Consider the following 11710-nt stretch of genomic DNA (forward strand, 5'->3'; position numbering starts at 1 on the left):
TACTGGATGGATGGACTTATACCTTTTAATCAAATCTTAACATTTTTCTGTACGCCAACGATAGCAGCAAAGGACTCTATGGCATAGAGCCTATCTTTCTTCATTTTTTGAGCCGGAATAGGGAGAATAGCATGAATTAGCGGGGATAGAATACGATTTTGATACATTTCAGAAATTGTTATATTGAGCAGCCTCGGAGTCAAGTGTTACGCTCGAAATCGGTTCGGAACACAAAAATCGAAATGATGGGAGTAGACTCGACTTGAAAAAGAAATCAACAAAAAAGTACGCATCTGTTGCATTGGGCCTATTACTGCTTTCTAATTCCGTAGGTTTGAATGCTGCAACCGCGGCATCGAATGGGGCGGGAATTGAGCTGCCGCCGACTCCGGCATGGGGACATTTTGTAGACACCTACAAAAACAATATTCCGGTCAATCAATCGGTTTATGGCAACCCGGTCATCGGTGTATTGTCAGGGTTTCAGGAGCTATGGAAGCCTGGGACTTCATGGGACAATGGTACGAAGCTGAACAGCAGCGTACTGGACTACAACATTCAATATGTGGCGAACATTGCAGCAACGCGTACAGCGGAGGATGAAGAGCTCGCTTATTATGTTGATCGAACGAATCAATCGTACGGAGCAACTGAAGGTCTTGGCGCTCTGACTGAGGTGTATCGAGCCAAGTCGGGAACCTTTACGACCATTACGAGTATTCCGAGCGATGCTACGACCGTTAAATACAATGATGGCAATGACTCCAATAAAGCGGGAGATTCCGATTCCGAGCTTGGCAAAATGGTAGACCTGATCGGCGCGCTGCGCGGCAACTCCGCCTCCGGCAACCCTGCTAAAAGCTTCTACAGCTATATGCGTCCTTACCGCTGGGCTAATGACATTACGATGATTGTTCCTACGCTAGTTCCTGCAAGGAGTGCAACGCCAGCTACGGACGGCGGCTTCCCGAGCGGTCACACGAATGCTTCTTATCTGGCTTCTTATGCTCTAGCCTATGCGGTGCCTGAACGGTTCCAGGAGCTGCTGACCCGCGCCTCGGAGATGGGGAACAGCCGAATTATTGCCGGCATGCATTCACCGCTTGATGTTATAGGCGGTCGCGTTATGGCGACGGCGTTAGCGGCGGCTGCCTTGTCTGACCCAGACTATGCGGCGCTTAAGCAGGAGGCTTATAATCAAGCCCATACCGCTCTATTGACAGAAACGGGTACTTCGGAGGATCGTTTTACGGATTATGAGAAAAATAAAGCGCAATTTACCGAGCGTTTGACCTACGGATTTGATCAAATCGCTTCCACAACGGAGCCAATGTCTGTGCCTAAAGGGGCAGAGGTGCTGCTGGAAACACGCCAGCCGTATTTGACAGGCGAGCAGCGTCGTGCGGTGCTGGCTACGACTGGCCTCTCTTCCGGCTACCCGGTGCTGGATGATCCAGAGGGCTGGGGACGTCTCAATCTTTTTGCCGCAGCAGATGGCTACGGCGCATTTGACGGTGATGTAACGGTGACGATGGATGCCAGCAAGGGCGGCTTCCATGCAGCGGACAGCTGGAGGAACGACATTGCCGGTGCCGGCAAGCTGACGAAGGAAGGAACCGGCGCCTTGAAGCTGCTCGGTGCCAATACGTATTCCGGTGGTACGCAGATTAATGCGGGTACGCTGGAGAGCGGTTCGGCTACAGCGCTTGGAAGCGGCGATGTCGTGAATAACGGCGGTACGCTTACAGAGAATGTGGCTGGAAAAATGACGATTGATGGAGATTTCACACAAGCTGCGAGCGGAACGCTTGAGCTGAACGTTGCGAGCGCTAGCGATGTGCTGGAAGTGAAGGGTACGGTAAATGCAAACGGAAAATTGCAGGTGAATTTCCCTAGCAGCTATGTGCCAAGCAGTGGCTCGGTCACTCTTGTGAGCCACGGTGCTAATCAGCAAAGCGGACAATTCTCCTCCGTTGTAATTAGCGGGGTGCCAAGCCAATATAATACGCAGATCGTATATCAGGCGGATAAAATTTTGCTGGAAATTACGAATAAATCAAGCTCTGGAGGCTCATCAGGCTCGGGTAATTCGTCGACACCTACGCCGACACCAGCACCTGTTCCAGCACCTACTCCAGCAAACCCTGTAGATCAGAATGCGGGAGTTACAGTGACAGCAAAGGCAGATGCTAATGGAAATGCAGAGGCTGTCATTGCGGATGCTCAGATTAAAACCGTGGTAGAGCAGGCTCAAGCAAAAGATGCGGGGGCGAAAATCGTTACGCTGACCGTTGGCTCAGCAGATAATGCCAAAGCATATGGCATCACATTGTCCAAAGCTGCCGTTACGAGTCTAACTGCTGGCAAATTGGATAAAGTGGTTTTAGTGACGCCATTCGGAAGCATAACGATTCATTCCACTACGCTGAATGCGATTGAGCAGGCGGCAGGTAATAGCCTTCACGTCAAGGTGACGCAAGCCGCTGTCGACACGCTTACACCAGAAGCCCAAAATGTAGTCGGGGCAAGACCGGTGCTGGATATTACGATTGAATCCGGAGCTGCCAGCCTGTCTACCTTTGGCGGCAACAGCATACAGCTTGATATTCCTTATACACCTGCACAAGGTGAGGATACAAGCGCCATTGTTGCTTATTATATCGACAATAACGGAAAACCTAGTCTCTTGAATCATTCCAGCTACAGCAATGGCAAGGTTACTTTCGTAACGAATCACCTTAGCCACTACGCTATTGGCTACAACAAAATTAGCTTTAGCGATACAAACAGCCATTGGGGAGCTTCATTCATCTCCTATCTAGCAGCTCGCGATATGATTGAAGGCAGCGGAGGCAACCAGTTTGCACCTAATAAAAACATTACGAGAGCCGAATTTGCTAAAATATTAGCTGGTATTGCAAACGCCGATATATCGGGATACAGCACCTCCACATTTGGAGATGTCAAAGCCGGAGCTTGGTACTTGCCTTATGTAGCCTGGGCAGCAGAGCATGCGATTGTCCAAGGCTCAGCCGGCAATACGTTCAAGCCAAATGAGCCGATTAGCCGCGAGGAAATGGCGGTTATGCTGAAGCGATTTACCGATCAGGCCAGCTTTACACTGCCTAAGTCGGTTAGCGCAGTAAGCTTTGCCGACCAAAGCTCGATCAGCGCATGGGCAACGGAGGCGGTTGCTTCGTTACAGCAGGCAGAGATTATTGCCGGCAAGGGCGGCAATGCCTTTGATCCAAAAGGCGGCGCAACGCGAGCGGAAGCAGCGAAGATGCTTGCTGTGCTGCATCAAACGCTGAATTAACAATCAAATCGGCAAATATTCGAAGATATAAGCTTAACGTGTGAGATTCAAGGGAACAGAAATGAGAAAACAGAAGAGAACAGAGGACAGAGGACAGAGGACAGAGGACAGAGGACAGAGGACAGAGAACAGAGGACAGAGGACAGAGGACAGAGGACAGAGAACAGAGAACAGAGGACAGAGAACAGAGAACAGAGGACAGAGAACAGAGAACAGAGGACAGAACTCGGAACTCAGAACTCAGAACTCATGGAACAGTGAGAACTCGAAATAGGGGTTCTCTTTTTTTTGACACAAGTGATATAGCTTCATAGCTGGGTCTATCGAATATATCCAATATAACACTAGTGTTGAATCATGCTTGAGGCTGCTTAGACAAGGAGATTCTAGCCGAGCTCTTAGCTTTATGTGAAAATGGCTGCTGACAGCAGTGTCCTAGTCCTAGTGGACTGCACAGACCTTATTTTTAAAAAATGAGCTCATCTATTCCTATTGGCGGACTGTGAGGCCGCTATCTTCCGATTTTTGCTGTTATTTCACGGTTTTTGGAGTCAATAGCGTCTTCTGTGTCCGCGAAGCGGAAAAAAAGGGGAAATGTTCAGCTATAACGCCCGCTCGGTCCTCTTCCCCTCCGATTCCCTTTAGACAAGGCGGACAGCCAATCAGTCAGTCAAACAAACAAACAAACAAACAAACAAACAGTCAGTCAGTCAATTAGTTCATCATCAATCAGTCAGGACTACAGTTCGATGGCTAGTCTTTCTTCTATTCTCTAGTTCAACCTATATTCACGAGCTCATTTGAACCTGCGAAAGGAGAGAGGCAAAGCAAGGCAAGGCAAGGCAAGGGAGCATCCTCTAACGATAGGGAAAGACGGTTATTTAATGGAAAAACTCTGTTTTTTGTCTAGTGGCATAAAATAGGAATCTATATACTAAAAAGGGATTTACTGCGCTAATCAGGAGCTAGGAAAAGGAGGCAGACGAATTTACCCTGTATTTTTGTAAGCGCAACCAAATAATCTTCAACTCGAAAGGATGCGATTGATTGATGTTCAGCAACCAATCCAACTGGCTCAAAAAGACGGCCGCTACGTTAACGGGGCTTACGCTGCTATGCGGCAGCGCCGCAGGCGCAACTGCTGCGGAGGCGACAGCTTCAGGGCAAGCAGCAGCGGCTCTCGGCAAAGTACAGCTGGAATATTTGGATAGAGGGCTCGTAGCTGTCGCTTCTTCGGAAAGCGTATTTCTTAGCTGGCGGCTGCTAGGCAATGAGGTGAGTGGCTATTCCGATGGTGGGATGACCGGGGCGAATTTTAATGTTTATCGGGATGGCACGCTTCTTGCAACGGTAAAAGACAGCACGAACTACTCGGACCCGCAGGGCAGCGCCTCATCGCGTTACCAGGTGGCGGCTGTAGTGGATGGGGTGGAACTGGCGCGAAGCAGCGAGGCTGTGCCATGGGGTAATGGCTACTATGATTTGCCGCTTAATATGCCGGCAGACGGCGTTACCCCAGTAGGCGAGGCATTCACGTATTCGGCGGCCGATATGAGCGTTGGCGATGTAGACGGTGACGGGCAATACGAATATATCGTCAAGTGGGACCCGTCGAATTCCAAGGATGTATCGCAGAAGGGCTACACCGGCGAGGTTATTATTGATGCCTACGAGCTTGATGGTACGCAGCTGTATCGCATTGAGCTAGGACCGAACATTCGCGCGGGCGCGCATTATACCGAATTTATGGTGTATGACTTTGACGGTGACGGCAAGGCGGAAATGATGTTCAAAACGGCACCAGGCACCAAAATAATAAAATACGACGGCAGCGGCGGCATCGCTTCGCAGAAATATATTACGATGCCGCAAGAGGATATTGCGGCAGGCTACAGCCATGCCGATGATTACCGGGTGAGCAAGCAGGGCTATTATGATCATGTCGTGAATATGTTCATGAATTGGGACAAGCATGAGGAGGTCGTAAGCGGCAACTGGCCGGCAACGCTGGAAGAAAGCTTCGGCCTTGCTCCGAAGTATGCGTACCCCCTTTCCCTTGAGGATGCGGAGGAACTGACGGATTATTTTATGGACGTGTATGCGCCGGCGCGCAGCGGCAACAATAAGCTGCGTGATTTTGAAGGCTTTATTTTGAGCGGGCCGGAATATTTGACCGTGTTTGAGGGAGCGACAGGCAAGGAGCTGGAGACGATTGCCTATAAGCCAGGTCGTCATGACGATGGCCTCATGTGGGGCGACTATGCGATGAGCCGGATTGAGCCGGGCAACCGGGTAGACCGTTTTCTTGCGGGCGTAGCTTATTTGGACGGCATCAAGCCTTATGCCGTTTTTGCCCGCGGCTACTATACGCGCTCGACGCTCGTTTCCTACGAGTGGGACGGCAAGCATTTGCGCGAGCATTGGTTTGTCGACAGCGGCTGGGTGCCGATGACGAATCCTTTCAATGATGGGCCGCACGGCAGACCGGGGCTGAATCCGGCCTTTGCATCGCTGACGACCCAAGGCGCGCATTCGCTGAGCACGGCGGATGTGGATGGCGATGGCAAGCAGGAAATCATCTATGGCTCCTCGACCATTGACCATGATGGGACACTGCTCTACAGCTCAGGCGATATTTTGCCGCCGGGCAGTGCCAATCCGGGGGCGTATGCAGGTCTTGGACATGGCGATGCGCTGCATGTAGCAGATATTAATCCAGACCGTCCGGGCTTGGAAATTTTCATGGTGCATGAAGGTGGCCCCTATGCCCCTTATGGCTACTCGCTGCGTGATGCTGCAACTGGTGAAGTAATTTATGGCGGCTACACCGGCAAGGATACGGGCCGAGGCATGGTTGGCGACATTGATCCCGAGCATAGAGGACTGGAGACATGGGCGGTCGGCACATGGACAGCAAGCGGAACGCAGATTAGCACCACCTCGCCAGGCACGAACATGAATATTAAATGGGCGGGCAATATGACGACGCAAATCGTGAATGGCTCCCTTGAAAACACGCCGACGATTGATGATTGGAAACGGGGCACACTGCTTACGGCAACCGGAACCCGTACCAACAATCATACGAAGGGAACACCTTCGCTTGTAGCGGATATTTTCGGAGATTGGCGTGAGGAATTGCTTGTGCGAACTGTGGACAGCTCGGCCATTCGCATCTATACGAGCACGGAGCTGACGGATCGCAAGCTGTATACGCTGATGCATGATGCCCAATACCGTACAGGTGTAGCTTGGCAAAATACGACGTACAATCAGCCGACGTACACGAGCTTCTATTTTGCATCGGACACGAATTTTGCAGATGTGCCTATTCCGAATTTTTGGACGCCGGTCGCTGATAACCGCAGCTCGGCCTCTGCAAAGCTAATTGGACCGAAGGCGATGGCGAAGGGTCAAAGCTTTGATGTCGTTTATGCCCTGCAAAATGTGCCAAGAGGCATTGCGGAGCAAAGCATTCGAATCGAATACGATCCGAATGTGCTGGAGCTGGTAAAAACGCCGGAATCGCTTGATACAGGCAGATTTGTTATTGACGAGCATGTGGATGCTGCGGGTGTTATCAGCTTGCAGGGCCGTCATGCCGGCGACGGTCTGAATAATCCGCTGGGCAATTTGTTTAAGCTGACCTTCCGCATTAAAGCGGATGCGCCAGCTGATGTAACCGCGCTTGCGGTGACCAAGCTAATCGGTACGGATGGAGCAGGCGTGAACACCCAGCTTGCAGGAGATGTGCTGAATATTAGCGTTCACTAAGGGGACAAAGGCTAGAATAGGCCAGTCTATGGCGTGAGGCGGGCTGCGTAAATGCCGTCCATATGCCTGGCGCTGCACCGTAACGAAAAACCTTTAAGGCTGCGTTTTAGCGCGGTCTTGAAGGTTTTTTTGCGATGAGTCTGAACAGGTGCTGCTAAATCGTTTATAGTAGAGAAGAACTAGTGGGAATAATAGCAAATAAATGCTTGAGGATATTCTCAACCAACGGCTGACGTAAGAGGGGAAGAAAGATGCGAAAAAAAGTGGCGATTGCCATCATAGTTTTTTGTGGAATATGGATGGCTATTATGGCGCTTCCCTTTGCGGCGTTTGCCAGCGACGCTCCAGAAGCTATCAACGGGGAACTGAATTTGACTGAGTGGTCCTTCTCCGAGAAAGGCATCGTTCGGCTCGATGGGGAGTGGGAATTTTACAGAGGTCAGCTGCTGGTCCCAGCTGATTTCGAGCTGAAGAAGCGGGATGGACAAGCGCCAGAGAGAACGAACTACGTCCATGTGCCAGACAGATGGGAGCAATATGGAGCGGCGGAGGAGGAGTCTTCCCCCTACGGCTACGGAACCTTCCGTCTCCGTGTTAAGCTTCCAGAAACAGGTGAGCATGTTTTGGGCATCAGGCAGACGAATATTAAAACAGCCCATAAGCTGTTCGTCAACGGCCGGGAAATTGGCGGCCGCGGCATTCCGGGAAAGAGCAAGGAGGACACGGTTTCCGTGAATGCGCCAAATGTCCGTTTTTTTACGGTGAAGGGCGGCGAGGCTGATATTGTTTTGCAGGTTGCCAACTATCGCTATTCTCAAGGTGGAATAACCCATTCTATCCTTTTGGGATACCAGGAGGACATCCTGTCTGTACGGGAGTTTGCGGTGGCGAAGGACTGGTTTGCAGCAACAACCTTTCTATTAATGGGCATTTATTTCATTATATTGTTCCAAATGAGGGGGCATGACCGATCATGGCTCTATTTCGGCTTGTGCTGTATCGCGATCTGCTTCTATTTTATGACACATGGCGAAAAAATGCTTCTAATGCCGTTCCCGGAAATTCCCTACGAGCTGTTTACGAAAATACAGGATCTTTCCGGTGTGTTCGCGGTGCTGTTTTTGCTGCTGTATACGAGATATTCCTTGCCCCTTCTTTTCCACAAAATCGCGCTGCAATCATCCGGGGCATTAATAGCATTCACCGTACTCCTGACGTTGGCAACTCCAGCCTCCGTCTTTACGCGGTTTTCAATCGTTAATTTTGCTTTGGCGCTTATTGCCGTTCTCTATGTCATTTACGTCATGCTAGTCGCAGTCGTAAGGAGGATGGAAGGCTCGGTGTATATGTTGATCAGCGTTGTGTCGCAGCTGGGCATGACGGTCGCTTCCATGCTGGAGTTTTTGGGCGTCCATTCATACGTATCATTTCAAATGGCGGCTTGGCTGTGCTTTTTCATGGCGCAGGGCTTGCTTTTATCCCGAAGATTTGTCAATGCATTTGACTCGGTTCAGAGGCTGTCACAGCGGCTCGGCTCGATGGATAGGCTGAAGGATGAATTTCTGGCGAACACCTCCCATGAGATGAGAACACCGCTGCATGGCATTATTAATATTTCCCAATCGCTGCTTGAGGGCGCGGCAGGCCGGATGACACCGCAGCAGGAGGAAAACCTGGCGATGATTGTAGGCATAGGCAAAAAAATGAGCAATTTGGTCGGTGATCTGCTTGACTTCTCCAAATTGAAAAACGGCGAGCTTGTTTTGCATCAGCAGGCTGTTGCGCTGCGTCCGCTTGTGCGCATAATATTTGAGATGTTTCACCATTTTGCCGGTGCAAAACCGATACGCTTCATAGATCGTTTAAGTGATCAGCACTATGTTTATGCCGATGAAGACAGGCTGACGCAAATTATGAACAATCTAATCGGCAATGCGCTTAAGTTTACAGCTTCAGGGGAAATTGCTGTTGCAGCGCATAAGGATAATGGCTGGCTTGTGGTAACCGTATCGGATACGGGTATTGGCATTCCCAATGATAAGCTGGACGTTATTTTTGAATCATTCGAGCAGGCTGGAGGGGAGCTTGCGAAGGAACAAGGGGGAACGGGGCTTGGGCTCAGCATCGTCAAGCGGCTTGTAGAGCTGCACGGCGGAAGCATTTGGGCTGAGTCGGAGCTAGGTAAAGGCTCGGTATTTACCTTTACGATTCCGCTCGCAGATGGCATGGAGGTGCAGCCTGCTGAGGAGGGAATAGACAGAATCCACGCAAGGCTTGCGAGTACAGCTCAGCGAAGCTACCCGGCAGATACGATTAAACTGCAAAGCTACGGGGCGGTTACGATTCTCGTTGTGGATGACGATGCGGCCAATCGGCAGGTGCTGCTCAATCTTTTGTCCGTCGAAAAATATTCGGTTATTGCCGTATCTAGCGGTAAGGAGGCGATGCGACAGCTGGAGCAGGAGCGCCGAATTGACTTGGCGGTTGTCGATCTGATGATGCCGGAAATGTCAGGATACGAGCTGTGCCAGAGCATTCGCCAAAAATACTCGCTATCCGAGCTCCCCGTGCTGCTGCTTACGGCAAGAAATCGGCCAGAAGAAATGCTGGCAGCGTTCGATGCGGGAGTAAATGACTTTCTCGGGAAACCGGTCGAGGCTGGCGAATTGAAGGCGCGCATCCGAACATTGCTGGATATGAAAAAGTCCGCGAGCGAATCTGCACTTGCCGAGATGGCCTTTCTGCAAGCGCAGATCAAGCCGCATTTTCTCTACAATGCGCTTAACACCATCTCGGCGTATTCACTGGATGATCCTCAGGCTGCACGGGATTTGCTGGCTTCGCTCAGCGAGTATTTGCGTGGCAGCTTCGATTTCAGAAACCTGGAGGAGCTCGTTCCGCTGCACAAGGAGCTAGAGCTGGTAGAGGCCTATTTATTTATTGAAAAAGCCCGTTTTGGGGAGCGATTGAAGGTTATCTACGAGATAGACAGCGATGTGGATTGCCTTCTGCCGCCGCTTGTCATTCAGCCCTTGGTGGAAAATGCAGTGCAGCATGGTTTGGCGAGCCGCAAGCAAGGGGGAAACGTTAAAATTTCCGTGCGCGAGGAGGAGCATGATGTCGTCATTTCGGTAGAGGACGATGGCGTAGGCTTTCAAGATTCAATCTATGCAGCGCGAATCGGGGGGGGCGCAGTGCAAAGCAGCGGCGTGGCTATAAAAAACATCCAGCAGCGTCTATATCGGATATACAGGCGCCGCTTGGAGATTGTAAGCCCTCACGATGGGGGAACAGCAGTAAAGTTTAGCATTCCGAAGGGAGACCACTTGGATGATTAAAGTTATCGTGGTTGATGACGAGCTTCCGGCTTTGAAGATGGCTGAGAGTGTGCTGAAGACGCTCACCGATGTGAAAATAGAGAGACTTTTTGACGATGCTGAGGAGCTTTTGGCGTGTTTACATCGGGTAGAGGTGGATCTGATTTTTGTCGATATGAAAATGCCGGGCATGAATGGGCTGGAGCTGGCTGAACAGATTCAGAGGCACAGACCTGATGTAGGGATCGCTTTCGTGACAGCCTATGATTATTATGCGGTTGATGTTTTTGAGTCGGAAGCCTTTGATTATGTAATGAAGCCGATGACGGCACAGCGCATCAGCAAAACGCTGGAACGATTCACGAAGAAGAGAGGGATAGGGAAAAAAGCGGAGCCCGCAGATATCCTTGTCCGCAGCTTTGGGCCATTTTCCTTGGAAACGAGTCAGGGGAAGGCGCTCAAGCTGCGCAGAACCAAAACGGAGGAGCTGCTTGCCTTCTTTCTCCACCATCGGGATCAGCCTATTGGGATGGAAAGCATTATGGATGCATTATGGGGAGATCGGAATGTGGAGCGGGCACAGGCGATGCTTTACACGACGGTATACCAGCTCCGCAAAGAGCTGGAAGCGCTTGGTCTATTTGATGTCATCGAGCAGACTCGTGCCGGAGGGGGACGCTACCGCTTGTTATGGGAGCCGAAAAGCTGGGATTGTGAGGAGTTTGAAAGCAGCTATCGGCGGTTCAAAAACGGGGGCGGCATAGATGCAGTGCAAAGAGCGCTGGAGCTGTACCGCAACGGTTATTTGACGGACAATGGGTACGAATGGGCGGAGACGAGGCGTTCCGAGCTTGAGCTTAAATATATCGAGCTGCTGGAATGGGCAGTCGATACGGAAGTGCGGCAGCAGCGCTATGAGTTTGCGTTATTGTATTTGCAAAGATGGGAAAAACAGCAGCCGTTTGCCGAGCGAATTCACGTTAAAATAATCGCCTTGCACTTGCTGATGAGCAACAAGGAAGCAGCCGCGGCCCAGGAGAGGAGGCTGAAGGAATTGTTTGCCGGCGAATTAGGCGCTTTGCCGGATATAGATATAAGGGGGCTAGCCCTAAATCCCACGTCTGTATTTTAAAATATAGAAATGTACAAGCTTCACATACATAATCGGTGATACGAACGGCTTCCCCGTCCTACGGATGGTGGAGGCCGTTTTATTTTGTTCAAATTCGGTTCAACAACGATAAAGTATAATGTCGAAATAAGGGATAATTTGAAGTTAATATGCGGGAGGATGAGTACACGA

General features: G+C 50.6%; 4 protein-coding genes. All 4 read left to right on the plus strand.

Going from position 1 to position 11710, the window contains the following annotated elements; genetic code table 11:
- The first annotated feature begins 262 nt into the window (after nucleotides 1–262).
- The 4 genes from V5J77_RS05150 (at nucleotide 263) to V5J77_RS05165 (ending at nucleotide 11539) form a co-directional block, all read left to right on the plus strand.
- Nucleotides 263–3316 (plus strand): S-layer homology domain-containing protein, encoded by a 3054-nt coding sequence (locus V5J77_RS05150; protein WP_338554719.1) that lies wholly within the window; start codon nucleotides 263–265, stop codon nucleotides 3314–3316.
- 1050 nt (nucleotides 3317–4366) lie between these two features.
- Entirely contained in the window at nucleotides 4367–7090 is a 2724-nt protein-coding gene (locus V5J77_RS05155; protein ID WP_338554720.1) for a cohesin domain-containing protein, read from the plus strand.
- Between the two features lie 251 nt (nucleotides 7091–7341).
- Entirely contained in the window at nucleotides 7342–10428 is a 3087-nt protein-coding gene (locus tag V5J77_RS05160; protein WP_338554721.1) for an ATP-binding protein, read from the plus strand.
- Nucleotides 10421–11539, plus strand: a complete 1119-nt coding sequence (locus V5J77_RS05165; protein WP_338554722.1) for a response regulator — start codon at nucleotides 10421–10423, stop codon at nucleotides 11537–11539. Before V5J77_RS05160 ends, V5J77_RS05165 begins: the two co-directional genes overlap by 8 nt.
- Nucleotides 11540–11710 lie beyond the last annotated feature (171 nt).

The sequence above is a fragment of the Paenibacillus sp. KS-LC4 genome (assembly GCF_036894955.1).
GTDB lineage: Bacteria > Bacillota > Bacilli > Paenibacillales > Paenibacillaceae > Pristimantibacillus.